This is a genomic window from Coleofasciculus sp. F4-SAH-05 (assembly GCF_040222985.1).
GTDB classification, from domain to species: Bacteria; Cyanobacteriota; Cyanobacteriia; order Cyanobacteriales; family Coleofasciculaceae; genus Coleofasciculus; species Coleofasciculus chthonoplastes.
Window position 1 is genome coordinate 18,052 of record NZ_JAVKBY010000181.1, and the last position, 17,317, is coordinate 35,368.

Sequence of the window (17,317 nt, forward strand, 5' to 3'; positions counted from 1 at the left end):
CTTTGTCCTTTGTCATTGGTCGTTGTAGGGGCGACCCGCCTGCACTAATGAACAACACCAATAAACTCAATTGGATCGGGTCGCCCTCAACTGGCGCGGCACGGCTAAAATTGTGGAATAGATATTACCATTGAATCGGGCGCACGTCGGTGCGCCCCTACGGTGGAAAAGGTTGTAGGTTGGGTTGACGATAGGAAACCCAACACAAATGACCCAGCCAATACTCTAGACTTATGCTCCAAGAAATCAATATAGAAAACTACAAATCCATTCAAAAGCTAAAGTTAGGCTTGGGGCGTGTAACCGTATTAATCGGTGAAAATGGTTCGGGTAAAAGTAATATACTCGAAGCGATCGCTTTAGCCTCAGCCGCTGCAAATGATAAATTAGATAATGAATTTTTGTTTTCAAGGGGCATCAGGGTTACCAACCCGGAATATATGCGTTCAGCTTTCGATAAAGAGCAGATTACCCAAGGAATAAAAATTAATTTTTACGTAAAAAATTCGGATTTTAAATTTGGTTATGTCCTTCAAAATAACAATCAACCATATTCTTCATGGTTGATAGAAAAAGTAGATATAGATGTTGATAAAGAAACAGGAGAAAAAATTGTCAATAGTGAAATACAACGTTATATAAATCACCTTCAGAGAAATCTGTTGAGGGATGAAGTCATTGATTTCAACGCCATTGATGCTTTAATGGTAAAAGAAAAAATAATTCTACCAAAAACAATCAAACAAATAGGATTGAATCTTTTTTTGATTTACTCTCCAGAAAATTTTGCGTTAAGACAGTTTGAGAAAGAAGGGCAAATTCAACCCCTAGGAATTAATGGCGAAGGCTTATTTAAACTCCTCAAAGTATTGAGTTTAGTTCAAAGTAAAATTAATGAACTCAAAGAAAAACTAAGACTACTGTTTTGGTTTGAGGATTTCACCATTCATTCCGATTTCCTTGATAGTGAAAAAACCCTGAAGACAAAAGATAGGTATTTAGATCCCGACTTATCTGCCTTTGACCAAAAAAGTGCCAATGAAGGATTTCTATTTTTATTGTTTTACTTTGCGCTTTTTATTAGTGACGATACACCGCGTTTTTTTGCAATAGATAATATTGACGCTTCGCTGAACCCCAAATTATGCAGCCAGTTAATGCGAGAGTTAGTCCAGTTAGCCAAAAAGTATGATAAGCAATTTATCGTTACCAACCATAATCCAGCAATTTTAGATGGATTAGACTTAGATGATCCGGAGCAACAACTCTGGGTTATTTATCGGAATAAATTTGGACATACCAAAGCTAGACCTGTTGAAAAGCCCACTCCTCTGGAAGGACAAGATCCGGTAAAATTATCAGAAGCATTCATGAGAGGCTACATCGGCGGACTTCCGAAAAATTTCTAGCGATGACAACTTTTGGCTTGATAGCAGAAGGCATAACGGATCAAGTGGTTATTGAAAATATTTTAATCGGGTATTTTAATAATCCTGATATTGTGGTTAACCCCCTGTTACCTCTCAGGGATGAAACCGATAAAAACAGAGTTGAAAATTATAGCAATTGGTTAAAAGTATTTGACTATTGTGCTTCTAGCAAATTTAAAGAAGCGTTTCAATCCGAAATCCCAGCCTAAAGATTTTTGTAGAAGGAATTCAGGCGAAAAATATTGTTATAGACGATGACCTATTTGAATAGAATGTCCCAGACTTCATTTAGGTTCGTAGTAGGCACTTTAGTGCCATAAGCGACTATTTTGCCCCCTCAATTCCTGAGACTTAAGTTTCATGTATCACATTCCCCAGTATGAATTTGTGACAGATGTTAATCAGAGGCACTTCAGCTTTCAGTTGACACTCATAAATGATATTATAGTCCTAACGAATTAATTATCCCTGAGCTATTAGCGGGACACCCCTACTATCTAATTGTATCGAGTTAAATTAGAAAATACAAAAGTGACGACAGAAAAATATACCCAACGTGATGTCAAACGTCCAACCACAGCAGAAGTTGTTTGTTTTGGTTCGCTCATGGCTATGGAGTTACTCGTCATTGATGAATGGCCCCAACGAAATTTTGGCGGTCTATTTAAGGAACAACGAGATAGTTTGGGACAAGATGCCGCCATGATTGCCACAATGTTGCGCGGGTGGGATATTCCCAGTGGTTTGATTGGTTCAGCCTTGGGGAAAGACTATCGAGGACGATGGCTGGCAGAACACCTTAAATCTAGTGGGGTTTTGGGTGAAGTGCGCCTCGACTCACAACTGCCAACCACACTGGTGGTCTTAATTTCAGATGCTATGGGAGGTCGTACTTACTTTTGGCAACCGGATAAAAGAGTACTGGCGACGTTAGATACGGCTGATTTGTCTCTGTTAAACGGAAGCCGTCTCCTGTATGTCGATTGGTATGACGAAGATCACATTCTCCGTCCCATGGACGAAGCCATTCGACTCGATATCCCTATCTTTTTAAACCTGGAACATTTGCACAAAGATCCCGATATTTTAACCCGTTATGCGGGACGGGCGACGATTTGTCAAGCCGTCACAGATTCTGCCCAACAGGGTGATCAATCACCTTTAGCTGTAGCCCAGACTTTGCTGGATGCGGGTGTAAAAACAGCGCTGATCACTTTAGCCGGAGAAGGATGCTTGGTTGTACAGGAGCAACAGGCGATTCGGGTTCATGCTCCCTCAATTCAGGCGATTGATTCATTTGGTGCAGGTGCTACGTTCTCAGCCGGTTTTATCTACGGCTATCTCCAGGGGTGGAGTTTGGAGACAATGGCACGGTTTGCGACAGCTACAGCTTCGATCAAATGTAGTCGTGTGGGACTTGAACCGCCAAATTTGATGGAAAGCCAAACTTTAGCTGAACAACTTCAAGTGGAATATCTTTAGTAAGAAGGCAATAGGCAATAGGCAATAGGCAAAGCCAATTCTTCTATTGCCCATTCCCCATTCCCTAATTAAAACTTATGGACTTTTTTATTCATCAATTTTCCTTGGCTGGAAAATATCTCTACCGTCAATCCATCTAAATCAATGGTGACTCGTGTGAACAGATCAACGGAAACCACTGGACCAGCTTCAGCTAACTCGTAACGGTGAGTTGAAAGCGTGACCAATTTACCCTCCATCTGGAAGTGCTTCGCTTTCCTGTGAATCAGGGGCCAAGCCAGACCTGAAGAGATAACCGAAATTATTTTAAAATCAGGCTTCTCCTGACACCGTAATTCAGCACTCATGCCACAAGCGACATCTCCGGCTAAAAAAACGACCCGTTTGATATCATGGTCAAAAATTAAATCGAGCAGTTCTGTACGTTGCTTTAGAAACCCGCCCCACTTATCTGAGTCGAGTCCCTCTCCAGACAACTTATCCGGAAAAAAGGGAATGGACGTCATCACACATTTGACCCGATCTGAACCATCACATAACCAGGCTTTTAAAGCCTCCATTTGTGCCGAGCTTAACATGGCACGGGTTTCTGTCGTATCACCTAACTGCCGTTCTGTGCGACAGTCTAGGGCGAAAAAGTCACAACAACCATCCTGAAAGGTGTACCACAGGCGGCAATTCCCCCAGAAGCCACTATACCGTTCTCGTTCATCCTGTTCAAGTGCAGGGAATAAGGGACCATGGCTCATTTGGTAGGTTTCATAGGCTTGAAGTGCGGCTGGATAAACAAGTTGCCATTCTTTGTCCCCAGCATTACGGGGCCAATTGTCCAGGATATCATGGTCATCCAGGGTCATGTAGGTGGGGACTTGTGCCATCAGTTGCCGCACATTGGGTTGAGAAAAGGTGGTTCGATAGCGGTCAAAATATCGCTCAACGGTTAAGTCAGCATCCGTGACTTCCTCGAAGTTATCGTCAGCATAAATTTGGTCACCCACTAAAAGAAACGCATCGGTGGCAATCCCTTGCTCAATTTGTTGATTAATTGCCGCAAAGGTTTGCTCCCCGTCTTCGACATATCGCCATACTCCGGGCGCTAGTCGCTGCATATAACGGCAGGCTCCATAGACAAAGGAACGAGGACGCTGGGAATCATTACTTCCGGATTTAAAGCGTTGTTGATTGGCTTTTGACCAGTCTATTTTTAGTTGAGAATTGGGTTCATCTTCACAGACAAACCAACCCATTTGATACTCATAGTCGGTTTCAGGTTTGAGTCCGGTAAACGTGACGACGCCAGACATATCAAAATTTGGATTCATTTTAAAGAATTGGGGCGGCTGAAACTCTGACTCTCCCACGGCACGGATACGAGCTACACCAAAACAGGGTTGAAACAGTTGATGGGTTTGCACACCCCAACCTGGGGGTAACGCATGAGGTGATGGCAGATATTCAGCCCGTCCAAATATACGGGCGCTTTGGTCAGTCACATGTCCGAGAATGGGTCCAACGGTTAGCGGTTTTAATTGAATCATGGTGTGTATTTGTAATGATGGTTGTTGATTCTATTTTCAGATGGCAGCTAAAGTGTCAAGATATTTGATCGTAACGTTGATGTTTTTATCGGAAATGGTTAGCCAGTTTTACTTCAACAAACTTTGTGCTAGGTTGTGGGATTAATACATCAGCATAATTGCAGATTAATTGCCAAGCCTGCTTAACATGATTTCGATCGGTTTGGGCTTGACCAATTGACAGACGTAAGGTGAGTTTATGATTGAGTCGGGTTGGGCTTAAGTAGAGTTTTCCAGACGCATTCAGATGTTGGAGCAGTGCCTGATTCACGGAGTCGCCACCCTTGAGTCGAAAGCAAACTAAATTCAGGGGAGGATCGACAACTAACTCAAAGCGTGGATCAGAGTTGACCCATTGGGCAAACTCTTGGGCTAAGGCAACATGTTTGCGAATATAATGTTGTAAACCTTCAATCCCATAATGGCGAATCACAAACCACAACTTGAGGCTTTTGAAGCGGCGAGCGAGGGGAATCTGCCAGTCTCGATAGTCAATCACCTGTCCAGATTCCGTGGCTTCATTTTTCAGGTAGTCTGGCATGATCGAGAGGGCTTGAACTAATTTTTCCCGATGTTTGACATAGAAGCAATTACAGTCAAAGTTTGTCATCATCCATTTATGGGGATTGAAGCAATAGCTATCAGCTTGTTCTAATCCCTGGTGAATCCAGCGAAACTCTGGACATAAAGCAGCGGTACCACTCATGGCTGCATCTACATGGAACCAGAGGTGATACTCTTGCGCGATCGCTCCCAGCTTTGCGATCGGGTCAATTCCGTTGGAGGAGGTGGTTCCCACGGTTGCGGCTAAGTAACAGGGAATTAAACCAGCTTGGATATCGGCTTCAATACACTGTTGGAGTGCTTCTGGACACATCGCATAATGCTTATCCACCTCAATTAAACGCACGTTTTCTGGGCGCAACCCAACAATCTTTGCGGCTCTTTCAATGGAGCAGTGCGCTTCTTTTGACGTGTACGCCACCAACCGATTAATATCAGCTTGAGTTTGTTCTCTGGCGGCGATAAGAGAAACCACAGCCGCGCTACAAGCTGAATCTTGCAGTACACCTCCCCCAGTTTCTGAGGATTTAAAGTGGGAGGGTAATCCCAACATATCAACCAGCCAGTCGAGTACATGGGTTTCTAGCTCCGTACAAGCGGGAGAGGCTGCCCACAAAAATCCTAACACCCCCATCCCCGCACTCATTAATTCTCCTAAAATTGAGGGAGCAGAAGCACCCGCTGGAAAAAAGGCAAAAAAGTTAGGCGATTGCCAGTGCGTTAATCCCGGCACAATGATCTGATCAATATCTTTTAAAATTGCATCAAATGATTCACCGGTTTGGGGGGCAGCATCGGGCAAGTTAGCTCTAATTTCTCCGGGTTTAACTTGAGACAGAACGGGTAAATCCTCTACATTCTGCATGTAGTTAGCGATCCAATCAATTGTTTGATATCCCCAATGGCGAAATTCTTCTGGGGACATGTGATAGTTGATTTCTTTCGTCATTTAAATCTCTTCTAAACGTGAATAGTGGTAATTTTTTTAGATGACAATTACACGGGCGCTAATTCCATGAGGCTACTGGGAGTCCCCACAGAAAAAGTTTCCAAACATTGAAAACCTGCTTGTTGAAAAATTTCTCGAAATTCTGCTTCAGTCCGTACTTTTCCATATCCTAAGCACAGCTCGAATAAATCCACCCACTTAATCCAACTGGATTGATCACCTGAAGGAATAATAGAATCGATAATCAGCAATTTTCCGTTGTCACTTATTGCCCGACGAATACTCTTGAGAATTTTGAGACAACTGTTGTCATCCCAGTCAATCATAATATATGACATGGTATAGACATCGCCACCTATAGGTACACTTTTAAATACGTCTCCTCCCACGGTTTCACAGCGCTCCATTAATCCCTCTCTTTCTATAAAATCTGCCGCTTTGGTAATCGTTGAAGGCATATCAAATAAGACCCCATGCAGGTGAGGGTTAGCTTTCAAAATAGATGAGAGGAAAATACCTTCACCACCAGCGACATCCACAACTTTAGTAAATTTAGAGAAGTCATAGGATTCAATCAATGGCGTATGATAGTTTTTGGATACACCGAGCATTGCTTTATTAAAACTGGATTGAAACTCAGGATTTTGGGCTAAATATTCCCAATAGCTATCAAATCCATAAAGGTGCTGTAGTCCTGGTTTACCATCTTTTACTGTGCGAAACATTTCCCCAATACCCTGCCAATGCCACTCATCACCGTGCATGATAGCTTGGTAGCGCAATGAGTCAGGATTATCGCTGCGTAGATATTCACCAATCTCAGTTAAGGCAAAGCAATGTGGCTCTACTTCAGTAAAAACGCCTACACTCGCTAAAGTACGCAGCAGCCGGTAAAGCGATGGCGCATGAGTGTTGGTAGCTTGCGCCAGCTCGTCAATACTCTTCGCTTCTTCTGTCAATAAATCAGCGATACCCAATTTAGCGGCAACATTCATCGCTTGGGAAATCCAAAATCCACTCACCAATTCAACAAAAGCCATCATCGGTGATTTTTTTTCTATGGTTTTAGTTTGATTCATCTTGTTTAATTTCCTTAATTGTTTTTAATTCAGCCGACTCTTGTACTTAGATTTAATTCCAATCCCTCATCCTGTTTTAGCGTTGAAGGCACATATAGAGCTAAGGTAATTGCTCTGATCACCATAAACACTAATAACCCCAACCACAACAGATGAACATTCTCAAACTGCCACGCCGCAATCACTAAAGGAACAAATCCGATAAAGAACGCGGCGAGGATGCCATTTCGCAGGACAAACATTTGAGTTAAGCCCAAAAAATATCCCTCTAACATATAGACAAAGCCCACCATTACTAACACAGGCAATAGCCATAAAACATAGTCATTAATTTGGTCAATTACCTCTAAATGATTGGTTAATAAGCCAAACATTTTTTCGGGAAAGGAAATAAAAACCAATGCCAGAGCTAATCCTAAACTCAAGCTCGTTCCCCCAGACAAGCGCAGTAGGGGAAGCAACTTCTCGTGGCACCCCTCACCGTGAAAATTTCCAGCTAAGGTTTCCGTCGCAAATGCTGAACCCTCAATTAAAAATACGGCGAGATTGACCACTTCCACCATTAAACTGTTACCCGCTAAAACGACGGTTCCGAGGAAACCACTCAAGCTGGCAAAGAGCGCAAACGTTGTAATTGTTCCCAGCGAGCGGATCAATACATCGAGATTCATCTGAAATGTGGCTTTTAGCGCCACGGGGTCAAAAATTTGTCTGGCTACGGCTGGTAATTTTTGCAAATAACCATCTCCAGCTATCAGTATTAGCGCTAAAACGAACATCACATACTGACTAATCGCTGTTGCCGCACCTGCTCCCGCACTATTCCATCCCCACTGGACAATAAATAAGTAATCTAAAACAATATTGGTGCCATTGCTAATAATGGATAGAGCTAGCACTTTATTACTCTGAGATTGCCCTAAAAACCAACCGATTAGCACGAGATTAGATAAAGCTGCGGGTGCTGCCCAAATCCGGGTATTGTAGTAGTCTCTCGCAGCTACTTTTACCTCTGGTGCAGCACTGAGTAGGGTAAAACCGAGTTCTCTAATGGGGTACTGTAAGAGTATAATAATTGCCGCAACCACGAGTGCGACTAAACCGTTTCGCAACAAGATTAATAACACAGCCTCGTTGTCTGAACGTCCCACTGCCTGAGCCGTTGAACCAGTCGTTGCCATGCGTAAAAACTTACAAGTGCGGTAAAGGTAATCGAAAAGAATGACCGCAATAGCGACTCCCGCTAGATAGCGAATATCCGTTAAATGTCCTAAAAATGCTAAATCAACTAACCCGACTAACGGAACAATAATATTGGAGATAATGTTAACAACTGTGAGTTTAGTAAAACGAGAGCTAATCTGAAAATCTGTTTCCTGCATATTATAATTTAAAGGGTCTTACTGTTATTTGACCGCTGTTTAGATATAATTTGAATCTAATTAAATAAATATTAGAGTGCAAACAGGATAGAAACACCTGAAAATTGAAAATCAGTTCTGATCCTCTACTCCCCTGGGGACAAGGAGGTGATCAGTAACTTTTTCCGTCATGCACTAGTAGAGGAAACACTGCAAAAATCTGATGTTTTACCGATAAATAATAGATGTGAGTCTTGATTCAATTATTCACTAAACAGATTTCACGTTTCATCAGTAATTTTTGTTCAAAAAGCTGGTATCAATTTAATTTTTTACTAAACCTTAACTTTCATTTAACTGTAGCATTGCATATTCACAACGTCTAGGGAAAAAACATATATTTTTTTTATGTTAAAATCAAGTTTATTAGGATATTCATATACTAAAAATCGTACTTTATTGTGTAATACGTGATATGTTAATGATTTACCCAATTTGAAATAGCTTTGCGATCGCCAAAGCTAAATAACCTAAAATGGTGGAATAGATTTTACGGTTAAATCTGGCGCACGTCAGTCATCCGTGTCAACTTAAGACACAGTAGGGGTTTGGTTACCAAACCCCTACTATACGGATGGTATAGTCTCCTCTTTCTCAAGTCGTCGCTGACTCCGATGGGGTCTAATCAGCAAACAGACACCAACCGCCCAAGCAATGGATGCCATCCAACCGGCAATAATATCACTGGGGTAGTGAACCCCTAAATACATCCGAGTCCAACCGATCGCGATCGCAAACACGATACTCCCAATCACAACCAGCCAACGCCAACGGGTATTCCACGTCAAAATAATTAATACAATCGCAAAAGTCATGCTTCCCATCGCATGTCCACTGGGAAACGCATAATCAAATTCTGGCGCCGGGGATTCCCAAAGGTTAGGGCGCACTCGCTGGAGAACTAATTTCGCCGTGCGATTGATAATCACACTCCCTAATAAAGTTATCAGTGCATAGGTGAGTAATCGCCACTGGCGTCGGAATGCCAAGATCAGTACTATCGCTACAGATAAGGGCAATACCCCCCAATAGGCACCGAACTTCGTCAGGGTTATCGCAAACGCATCAAGTTGAGGGGACGCTGTTGAGTGAATCGCTAATAAAATTGGCACATCCCAAGGAAAACCCCCTTCCTTTTCCCAAACCTCTTCGGCTAGTTCTCCGAAGATTTGCAGGGGGAAATAAACACCCAGAAATAAGACAACCAGAGAACGCCAATGGTGGATCAGTAATTTGCTCAGAAATTTAAAAAATGATTGAATACGCTTTGAGAGTTCATAAATAGACATTAAACCTGCGAAATGTGACTGTGTACAACTTAAAAAAAATGGCGACTTCCTCAAAAGTCTGATTATCCCACATCTGAGGACAAAGGACATAAAGAAATTATTTATCCCTCATCCTTATACATACATTTAAAATTAGGTCAGGGCGGGTTTTGATTCAATGTTATCATCAGTGGCGAAACGATAGTCCCTAAACTAGCCCAGTGGTAGGGGCGGGTTTAGTCAAATCTGGGTCTAAAAGAAACGATAGTTGTAAAACCCGCCCCTACAACCTTCAACAATCAAAAGGCTTGTATCTCTCATCGAACAGATACATTTTCTGAAATCCACTGTAAATAAGCCTGAGATCCAGCAATAATCGGCAGGGCAATAATTTCGGGAACCTCGTAACTATGCAACTCCTGAATTTTGGCAGCTAACTGGTCAAATAGAGATAAATCTGTTTTGATCACCAATTGCCACTCTTGGTCACGATTCACCTTTCCATCCCAGGTATAAATCGATCGCACGGGTGTAATACTGACACAATCTGCCATCCGCCCTTCCACTAAGGATGAAGCGATCGCGTCTGCTTCTTCTTTTGACGTTGCCGTTACCAATACTACACCATAGCTAGAGGTTGATGTCTTTTCCATAGAACCATTCCTCTGTTCCTACGCCTGGTTCATTGTATCAATTCACCCGAAAAAAATATATAGTTACACGAGATGATCGTGCGATCGCGGAGTATCTATATCAGAGGTAGGAATAGTACCTCGTGGATAAATCATCCTTTAGCAGGTAGCGTTAATTCCACGTTTTCTGCTATTGAAACAGGCATTCCTCATTTCCTCTTCTCTCTCACTAAGGGAATTCTCAAAAGCATTATGCTGTTGGCAAAAGCCTGTAACCTCAGAAAACGCCCAACCCGTTACCGCTAAGGTTTAAGCGGCGCGAGAATGGATTCAATTGCTACAGAAGAGTTGACAGGTAGACAAATTTTACTAATTGTAGTATTGTATAATACAAGTTGGCATAGTCCTCACCCATGAGGGTGAACCCATTGATCTGACTCAGACTCAAGGCAACGTTAGCCAACCATTGTTTAGGGTTAGCGAAACTATTCTTAAAAGCTATTGATTCAATCAACCATGAACTCTACCCGCCTGGTTAAAATTAGCAAATATCTCAGCAAACATCTGCGGCATCAACCCGAACGGATTGGGTTAACCTTAGAACCAGGGGGTTGGGTCAACGTTAATCAACTTCTATCTGCTTGTAAACAGTATTCCTTTCCTCTTACTCTCAATGAACTTAAAGAAGTCGTCGCCAACAATGATAAACAACGCTTTTCCTTTGATGCGACAGAAACTCGGATTCGCGCCAATCAAGGACATAGTGTCGCGATTGATTTACAGTTAGAACCAACCCTTCCACCAGAGGTACTCTACCACGGTACAGGTCACCGAACTGTGGAAGCGATTCGGCATCAAGGCTTATGTAAAATGTCACGGCATCACGTCCACTTATCACCGGATATCGCCACCGCCAAAAAAGTAGGACAGCGTCATGGCCGTCCGGTGGTTTTGGCTGTCGATGCTAAAGCCATGTCTGAAAAAGGTCATACATTCTACTGTTCCGAAAATGGGGTGTGGTTAGTGAATTTTGTTCCCCCTAAATATCTACAGCAACTCTAATCCGCCAGGAGTCTCCAACTCAGCAGGAAAAATAGTGATGAATTCAGAACAGGTTTGGTCTCAAGAAAATTCTCATCAGAATAATCGGCAAGCGAAAGGGTTATTGGGGTTAGGCTGGCGTCCTTTATCCCGGCAGTTTGATTGGGATTTTGTTTGGCATTTGCTGCAAAATGATACATCAGAGTTATTGCAAAATACTCTAGATTTTACCAGTGATGTTGCTGATGCATTAGGGCGAAATCACTATAATATTTTTGCCAATGTTTTGAGCTTATTTTCCGAAAATATGCGTTATGAGTGGGATGAGTTCTGGGAGTACATTACCCCTGACCCGCCAGCCCCCAATCATTCTCAGGGGGAGACGATATTCGTCAATACACCCGTCACCCAAACGGTTACCCGTGAGAGTATTCCGATTGAGTATGTCCTGAATCGACTGCAAGAAGTCACTTTATTTAAAGTCTTAGATATTCTGGGCAGTCCCGATTTAATTACTCAAGATTACATGGATCGCCGCTTTTATTATCCCCTGGAAAAGTTTGCCAATTGGCAACGCTTAGACGTTTTTGGCACAGTCTATGCCTACTGGTCTAATCCCGAAATTTGGTTACAAATCAATAACCAGGGTCAAGGACGGCGCTGCTACAGTTTAATGGCGGATGAAATTCGACCTTTAGTGAATAAAGCGACCTATAATGTAGCCGTGATGCTGAGTGGCTATCAAAGTCGGGTGGGACAGGTTCACAGTCAGTTTCAGATTAGAGATTTTCCCAACGATATTCAACGGTTTACGGATACCGTTCAGCAGGCAATTCTGGATCAAAATCAGTTAGCAATTGTGGTGCATGGTGAACCGGGAACCGGGAAAACGGTATGGACACAATCGCTGGCAAAAGAAGTTCTTGTACCGTTGGGGTATACTATTTTCATTCTGGATCATGATGCGGTAGAAAATTTTGTACCGCCGAGTTATTTGGAACGAGTTGCCCTAATTATTAACGAAGCGGATAACTTAGCCAAAAATCGAGCTAGTGAAGTGGCGCAATGGAATAATAAAACGGAGCATATTCTCAGTTTGCTGGATGGAACGTTATATCAGAGTGTGATTGATGACACCGGAATTAAAGCGCAGCAAAAATTAGTGGTATTAATGACTTGTAATACCACAGAACGATTCGACCCGGCGATGTTACGTAAAGGACGAGTGGATTTAACCTACGAGTTTATGCATCGATTTGTGTAAGGTTGAGTAGGGGCGTGATACACCTAAGCAAGATGGATTAATCTCACGCCCGTAGGGGCAATTCATGAATCGCCCACATCCTGTATTTTAGGGAACTACAACTTTTAACAATCCCGCGATCGCACCAATCAATACGGCGATTGCTAGAATAATCTCGGCGGGGCTGTCTCCGTCTCGCATCCAATTAGAAGGGTTTTCCATTGGAGTCTGAGAGGGAATGACAAGCTCAACGGGTTGAATAGTCTGTTCAGATTGTACAGGAGAGGTTTGTCGGTTATCCATCATTTTATCCTGATTAATTTGATGATGAAACCAGACTAATGTTGTTGCCAGGTTAACTTCCAGACCAATTCAGGACAGATAATAAGTTCCCTTTTCTGTCCTCCCCGATCAGGGGTAAGACGAGTTAAACTATGGCTATGAATCCCGTAGGGGTACGGCATTGCCGTACCCTTATCCCCAGACGAAACCGTTATGACTAAAACGCGCAAATCTCGTGGTGTTCGGGCAACTGAAACAGGACGCCAAAAACTTCTACAGGCGAAGGCTAGTAGACGTAATGAGAAAGGCAAACCTTGGACATATTTCGACGTTGCTACAGCAGCACAAGTTGACGAGAAAACAGTTCAACGATTTTTCTATGGTAAACCTAAGGATAGGGAGTATGCGATCGCAATTGTCCAAGCGTTGGATTTAGATATAACCGAGGTAGTCGATCCCAATGAGTGGAATTCAGTCACACAGACATCTGCATCCGTTTCAGAATCCGTTACTAACAATACCCCTATCCAACCCACAGCCTACGAAAACCTGAGTCGCAAAGGGATTCAGCGCCAGCAGTTTAAAGGGCGCGATCACGAACTGACTGACCTACACCATTTGTTGCAACAAAATCCTCAAGTTGCTATCACGGCGGCGGTTGTTGGGATGGGAGGAGTGGGTAAAACTGAACTGGCGATTCAATATGCACGGGAACATTTAACCACTTATCAGGGAGGAGTTTGTTGGTTACCAGCTAATGATTTTGCCTCAAAGTTAGTGGAATTTGCCCGTCCGTATTTTTTCCCCAGTATCAATTTAGATAACTTGTCTCCAGTGGAACGGGTGCGCTATTGTTGGCAACATTGGGCTGAAGGTGAAGTTTTACTGATAGTAGATAATGTTACCAACTATAAGCAACATTGATTTGGAAGACTTGGAAAAACCGAGAAGGAATTTAATTAAGCTAAGTTTGCTTAATAGAGAACATACAAGCTACAGTTTACATCCGTTAATTCGGGATTATTTCAAGGATAAGCTGGAAGGAATCGAGTCTGCGGATGAAATAAAACAAGGAATGTGTAGAGTAATGGTACAAGTAGCAATAGAAATACCACAAAACTCTACTTTGGAGTTGATTAAAGAATTTTCTCCCGTTATTCCCCACATGGAAGAAGTAGCTACAGTTATAAAAGAGTTTATAATCGATCAGGATTTGCCACAACCTTTTCTAGGTTTGGTTAGCTTCTACCAAAGTCAAGGATTTTATGATCAGGCAAACCCTTGGTTTGATGAATTATTTTCTATCGCTGAAACTCGTAATGTTTCAGTTGTAACCATGCTGAATAATCAAGCTTTTGCCTATACTCTTGAAGGTAATTATACTCAAGCAGAAATTTTATGCATGAAAGCTTTAGAAAGGACAGAAAGACTAAGAAATGATAATATTTCAACTGATTATCGTGCAGCTCTTTCGACTACAGCTATTCGCACTACTCTGGGGAGAATTTACTGTGAAGAAAAGAGATACTCTCAAGCTTTATCTGTTTTAGAGCAAGCATTAGAACAGTTAAATCAGGTTATCGAAAATTTGAATATACTTTTACAATCCTGTTCAACTATACCTTCAATAGCAATAGCTGATCCAACTTTTTACAATAAACTTCTTGAACGTAAGGCTATAAACTTAAATACGCTGGGAAAAATTTACTGTGAACAAGATAATTGTGATCAGGCTCAACTGAAGTTAGAGGAAGCTTTACAAATTAGTCAAAGCCTACCTCCCGATATGAATTTTGCTTTAACTGTGTGTATATTGGATAATTTTGCATATTTTTACCTAAAGTGTGATAATTTGCCAGCAGCAGAGAGAACTTATAAAGATGCTTTAGAACTGGCACGAAAAACCCTGGGAGAAGATCATCCAAATTTTGGTATAATTCTTAGCAGTTTAGCTCATTTACACATTTGGGGATATTATTCCAAGGCACAATCTGAGCAGTTATATTTGCAAGCCTTGAATATTCTTGAAAAACGGCTAGGAAACGAACATCCAGAAACGGTTAAAGTGCGTAGAAGTTTAGAGCATTGCCGCAGCCAAATGTCTTGATAAACTGTTAAACAAACAAATGATAGTCCATAAGCTAGCTAAACTTTATTATGGAAGAATTACTGGAGATCAAAAGCCTACTCTTAAAAGGTGATACCCAAGGAGCATTAGCCATCATTGAAGAACTTGAAGAAATGAGCCGAGATGACAAAATCAATAATATTAGTAGCTATGGTGTCATTCTCCTCCTCCATTTAATTAAACAGCAAGCCGAAAATCGCACCACTCGTTCCTGGGATGTTTCCATTCGCAATTCAGTGCGACAAATTCAGACAAAAAATAAGCGACGTAAAGCAGGTGGTTATTACCTAACGCCTGAAGAATTACGCCTCGCCCTAGAGGAAGCTTACCCAACGGCGATTGATCAGGCGTCTCTTGAAGTGGAAGAAGGACGATATGAACCCGAAGAATTAGCGCAAAAGGTTAACCAAGAAAGCATTATCAATCAAGCGTTGGCATTAATAGTCCTACCGAAACAATAGTTTAAGCGGTTGCTAAATTTAAAATACCTCTTATGGAAGAATTATTTGAACTTAAAAGATTACTGATTAACGGGGATACGCAAAGCGCGATCGCGATTGTTGAATAACTCGAAGAGATGGGCAATAAAGGTATAATTAAGATAATCCGTAGCTATGCGATAATTCTCTTAATTCATCTAATCAAACAGCAGGTTGAGAATCGCACAACTCGTTCTTGGGATGTTTCGATTCGTAATTCAGTGCGAGAAATTCAGCGATAAAACAAGCGCCGTAAAGCTGGAGGAGTTTTACAGGGAAAAGTTCTCACCTTAAGTTGACACGGATGCAAGCCTTGCACCCCTACGATGCTACGGTTACTTTCAGATAAGTAGTCGGACACAATTACTACTTATAGCCTTATTGTGTCCCAGGATAACCATTAGCATCATAAGAGGCTAACTCAAATTTAGGATTTAAACTTCTTATAACGACCTGCAAAACTGGTATATAATAGTATGCCAGTTTTTTAACTGTCTATGCTACCGTTGGGAGTTGAACCGTTGCGACTCCAAGCCGTTCAGGATTGTGTAATCAAAGCAACGAAGTGGAGATGGTGACAAACGAAAAACTGGGCTATTGCATCTCCTATCAAGGAAAGACGTTATCAAAGATGAATGATGAAGTCTCTCCCGGCTACCTCGGTGTTCCCTGTTTGGCTAATTGCTTATGAGTTCCTCCGTAGAGAATCAGCAAACCCAACAAACTCAATCGCCACCCCTGACATCTGCAATGATTCAACGGGTGAAAGAAGGATTAAGTGCAGCCCGCGATCGCAGAGTGCGTGATGCTGTCGAAAATGCCCGAAATAATCTGGATGCGATCGCCAAAGGGGAGTCAGATCAGCGAGTCAGGGGAAGGGTAAGGCGTTTCATCCTGCGATCGTTCATTCATCTGCTGTTCCCCGTGCGAATCGAAAACCCGGAATATATCCCCACTCAACCCGCGTTACTCGCCGCCAACCATCTCAATCACATTGATCCATTACTGATTCTCGCCGAAGTCCCAGGACATCCCTACTACTACACCCCGGCTGACGCCCGTACTCTCTATAACCATTGGTGGAAACGCCGGATTTTGGGTTGGGCGGGGGGTGTCATTCCCCTAGAACGGCGCTGGAAAGAAGAAAAAGCGGTTATTGAAGCCGCCCAATCAGGGCGCGAAGATTTAGCCGACTTAGCCGCCGCGATTGAAGAGGATGTACCAAGCAACGCCGGATTGGGTACCATGCGACAGATAGAACGGGCGGTACAGGCAATTTTTGCCTGTGGGGATGGCGTTTTAATCTTTCCAGAGGGGAGATTGGGTGAGGTTGAAGGTGAATTACAATTGCCCTTAGCGCGAGGTGTGATTATGTATGCGTTGCGGGCTGGCGTACCGATTATACCCGTAGCCTTGATTGGCACCCATGACCTTTATTTTCGCAAGCGATTAACCCTGCGCTTTGGCGAACCCTTGCACTTTCCCCAATCCCAACGCCCCAAACCAAGGGAAGTCAAAAAGGCGATGGAAACGTTACAAGATGCGCTGATTAAACTATTACCCAATAATTATCAAGAACCCAACCAACCTAAACCTCTGCGTCATTGGCTCAATTGCCTATTGTTATAGGGTTTCACTACTATCGTTTGAAATGGTGCGTTACGCTTTGCTCTCCTCACCCTACACCCGCTAAACCTACCTCGACAGACAGCAAGCAGTCTTCAACAAAGGACAAATAACAA

The 17,317-nt window shown here is 42.5% G+C and carries 16 protein-coding genes and 1 pseudogene; 10 read left to right on the forward strand and 7 right to left on the reverse strand.

The genetic code is table 11. The features are described from left to right. Positions 1-233 precede the first annotated feature (233 nt). From RIG27_RS21410 to RIG27_RS21420, 3 genes are all read left to right on the forward strand, one after another. The gene (locus RIG27_RS21410) at positions 234-1,409 is read left to right on the forward strand and encodes an AAA family ATPase (protein ID WP_446348500.1); all 1,176 of its coding nucleotides are present in this window, start codon (positions 234-236) and stop codon (positions 1,407-1,409) included. A 2-nt stretch (positions 1,410-1,411) separates the two neighbouring features. Next, on the forward strand, positions 1,412-1,639 hold the full coding sequence (locus tag RIG27_RS21415; RefSeq protein WP_446343509.1) for a hypothetical protein: 228 nt from the start codon (positions 1,412-1,414) through the stop codon (positions 1,637-1,639). A gap of 322 nt (positions 1,640-1,961) precedes the next feature. Beyond that, positions 1,962-2,912: a carbohydrate kinase family protein gene (locus RIG27_RS21420; protein ID WP_446348501.1), complete on the forward strand. Its 951-nt coding sequence runs from the start codon at positions 1,962-1,964 to the stop codon at positions 2,910-2,912. 68 nt (positions 2,913-2,980) lie between these two features. On the opposite strand, the gene RIG27_RS21425 is transcribed toward RIG27_RS21420, so the two are convergent. The 6 genes from RIG27_RS21425 to cutA form a co-directional block, all read right to left on the reverse strand. Continuing rightward, positions 2,981-4,450, reverse strand: a complete 1,470-nt coding sequence (locus RIG27_RS21425; RefSeq protein WP_446348502.1) for an alkaline phosphatase D family protein — start codon at positions 4,448-4,450, stop codon at positions 2,981-2,983. Positions 4,451-4,535: 85 nt separating this feature from the next. Then, positions 4,536-6,002: a pyridoxal-dependent decarboxylase gene (locus RIG27_RS21430; protein WP_446348503.1), complete on the reverse strand. Its 1,467-nt coding sequence runs from the start codon at positions 6,000-6,002 to the stop codon at positions 4,536-4,538. Between the two features lie 47 nt (positions 6,003-6,049). Next, positions 6,050-7,081 carry a methyltransferase gene (locus RIG27_RS21435; protein ID WP_446348505.1) on the reverse strand — a complete coding sequence of 344 codons (1,032 nt, stop codon included), beginning with the start codon at positions 7,079-7,081 and terminating at the stop codon, positions 6,050-6,052. Between the two features lie 29 nt (positions 7,082-7,110). Further along, positions 7,111-8,463, reverse strand: coding sequence for a guanitoxin biosynthesis MATE family efflux transporter GntT (gene gntT, locus RIG27_RS21440; protein WP_446348507.1), 1,353 nt, complete (start codon positions 8,461-8,463; stop codon positions 7,111-7,113). A gap of 605 nt (positions 8,464-9,068) precedes the next feature. Next, positions 9,069-9,791, reverse strand: coding sequence for a phosphatase PAP2 family protein (locus RIG27_RS21445; RefSeq protein WP_446348509.1), 723 nt, complete (start codon positions 9,789-9,791; stop codon positions 9,069-9,071). Positions 9,792-10,087: 296 nt separating this feature from the next. Further along, positions 10,088-10,423, reverse strand: coding sequence for a divalent-cation tolerance protein CutA (cutA, locus tag RIG27_RS21450; RefSeq protein ID WP_446348511.1), 336 nt, complete (start codon positions 10,421-10,423; stop codon positions 10,088-10,090). A 495-nt stretch (positions 10,424-10,918) separates the two neighbouring features. On the opposite strand from cutA, the gene RIG27_RS21455 reads away from it, so the two are divergent. Together RIG27_RS21455 and RIG27_RS21460 are read left to right on the forward strand one after the other, a co-directional pair. After that, on the forward strand, positions 10,919-11,464 hold the full coding sequence (locus RIG27_RS21455) for an RNA 2'-phosphotransferase (protein WP_446343495.1): 546 nt from the start codon (positions 10,919-10,921) through the stop codon (positions 11,462-11,464). A 37-nt stretch (positions 11,465-11,501) separates the two neighbouring features. Next, a complete protein-coding gene (locus RIG27_RS21460; protein ID WP_446348513.1) occupies positions 11,502-12,707 on the forward strand; it encodes an AAA family ATPase in 1,206 nt (401 codons plus the stop codon). Positions 12,708-12,794: 87 nt separating this feature from the next. Here the strand turns inward: RIG27_RS21460 and RIG27_RS21465 are convergent, their stop codons facing one another. Next, positions 12,795-12,992, reverse strand: coding sequence for a hypothetical protein (locus tag RIG27_RS21465; RefSeq protein ID WP_446348515.1), 198 nt, complete (start codon positions 12,990-12,992; stop codon positions 12,795-12,797). A gap of 189 nt (positions 12,993-13,181) precedes the next feature. On the opposite strand from RIG27_RS21465, the gene RIG27_RS21470 reads away from it, so the two are divergent. The 5 genes and pseudogenes from RIG27_RS21470 (at position 13,182) to RIG27_RS21490 (ending at position 17,204) form a co-directional block, all read left to right on the forward strand. Next, positions 13,182-13,892 carry a hypothetical protein gene (locus RIG27_RS21470; RefSeq protein WP_446348517.1) on the forward strand — a complete coding sequence of 237 codons (711 nt, stop codon included), beginning with the start codon at positions 13,182-13,184 and terminating at the stop codon, positions 13,890-13,892. Next, complete coding sequence (locus RIG27_RS21475; RefSeq protein WP_446348519.1) at positions 13,867-15,075, forward strand: tetratricopeptide repeat protein; 1,209 nt, start codon at positions 13,867-13,869, stop codon at positions 15,073-15,075. The genes RIG27_RS21470 and RIG27_RS21475 overlap by 26 nt, the downstream gene beginning before the upstream one ends. Positions 15,076-15,125: 50 nt before the next feature. Continuing rightward, positions 15,126-15,557 carry a DUF29 family protein gene (locus RIG27_RS21480; protein WP_446348521.1) on the forward strand — a complete coding sequence of 144 codons (432 nt, stop codon included), beginning with the start codon at positions 15,126-15,128 and terminating at the stop codon, positions 15,555-15,557. A gap of 32 nt (positions 15,558-15,589) precedes the next feature. Then, a pseudogene (locus RIG27_RS21485) lies at positions 15,590-15,814 on the forward strand (DUF29 family protein); the annotation flags it as partial. A 448-nt stretch (positions 15,815-16,262) separates the two neighbouring features. Continuing rightward, positions 16,263-17,204: a lysophospholipid acyltransferase family protein gene (locus RIG27_RS21490; RefSeq protein ID WP_446348523.1), complete on the forward strand. Its 942-nt coding sequence runs from the start codon at positions 16,263-16,265 to the stop codon at positions 17,202-17,204. Positions 17,205-17,317: the final 113 nt, after the last annotated feature.

Bases quoted from the DNA above. Each gene is read 5' to 3' on its own strand.
- gntT (WP_446348507.1), bottom strand. From the start codon at position 8,463: ATGCAGGAAACAGATTTTCAGATTAGCTCTCGTTTTACTAAACTCACA.
- RIG27_RS21455 (WP_446343495.1), top strand. From the start codon at position 10,919: ATGAACTCTACCCGCCTGGTTAAAATTAGCAAATATCTCAGCAAACAT.
- RIG27_RS21470 (WP_446348517.1), top strand. From the start codon at position 13,182: ATGACTAAAACGCGCAAATCTCGTGGTGTTCGGGCAACTGAAACAGGA.
- RIG27_RS21410 (WP_446348500.1), top strand. From the start codon at position 234: ATGCTCCAAGAAATCAATATAGAAAACTACAAATCCATTCAAAAGCTA.
- RIG27_RS21465 (WP_446348515.1), bottom strand. From the start codon at position 12,992: ATGATGGATAACCGACAAACCTCTCCTGTACAATCTGAACAGACTATT.
- RIG27_RS21425 (WP_446348502.1), bottom strand. From the start codon at position 4,450: ATGATTCAATTAAAACCGCTAACCGTTGGACCCATTCTCGGACATGTG.
- RIG27_RS21435 (WP_446348505.1), bottom strand. From the start codon at position 7,081: ATGAATCAAACTAAAACCATAGAAAAAAAATCACCGATGATGGCTTTT.
- RIG27_RS21460 (WP_446348513.1), top strand. From the start codon at position 11,502: ATGAATTCAGAACAGGTTTGGTCTCAAGAAAATTCTCATCAGAATAAT.
- RIG27_RS21475 (WP_446348519.1), top strand. From the start codon at position 13,867: ATGTTACCAACTATAAGCAACATTGATTTGGAAGACTTGGAAAAACCG.
- RIG27_RS21415 (WP_446343509.1), top strand. From the start codon at position 1,412: ATGACAACTTTTGGCTTGATAGCAGAAGGCATAACGGATCAAGTGGTT.
- cutA (WP_446348511.1), bottom strand. From the start codon at position 10,423: ATGGAAAAGACATCAACCTCTAGCTATGGTGTAGTATTGGTAACGGCA.
- RIG27_RS21480 (WP_446348521.1), top strand. From the start codon at position 15,126: ATGGAAGAATTACTGGAGATCAAAAGCCTACTCTTAAAAGGTGATACC.
- RIG27_RS21430 (WP_446348503.1), bottom strand. From the start codon at position 6,002: ATGACGAAAGAAATCAACTATCACATGTCCCCAGAAGAATTTCGCCAT.
- RIG27_RS21445 (WP_446348509.1), bottom strand. From the start codon at position 9,791: ATGTCTATTTATGAACTCTCAAAGCGTATTCAATCATTTTTTAAATTT.
- RIG27_RS21490 (WP_446348523.1), top strand. From the start codon at position 16,263: ATGAGTTCCTCCGTAGAGAATCAGCAAACCCAACAAACTCAATCGCCA.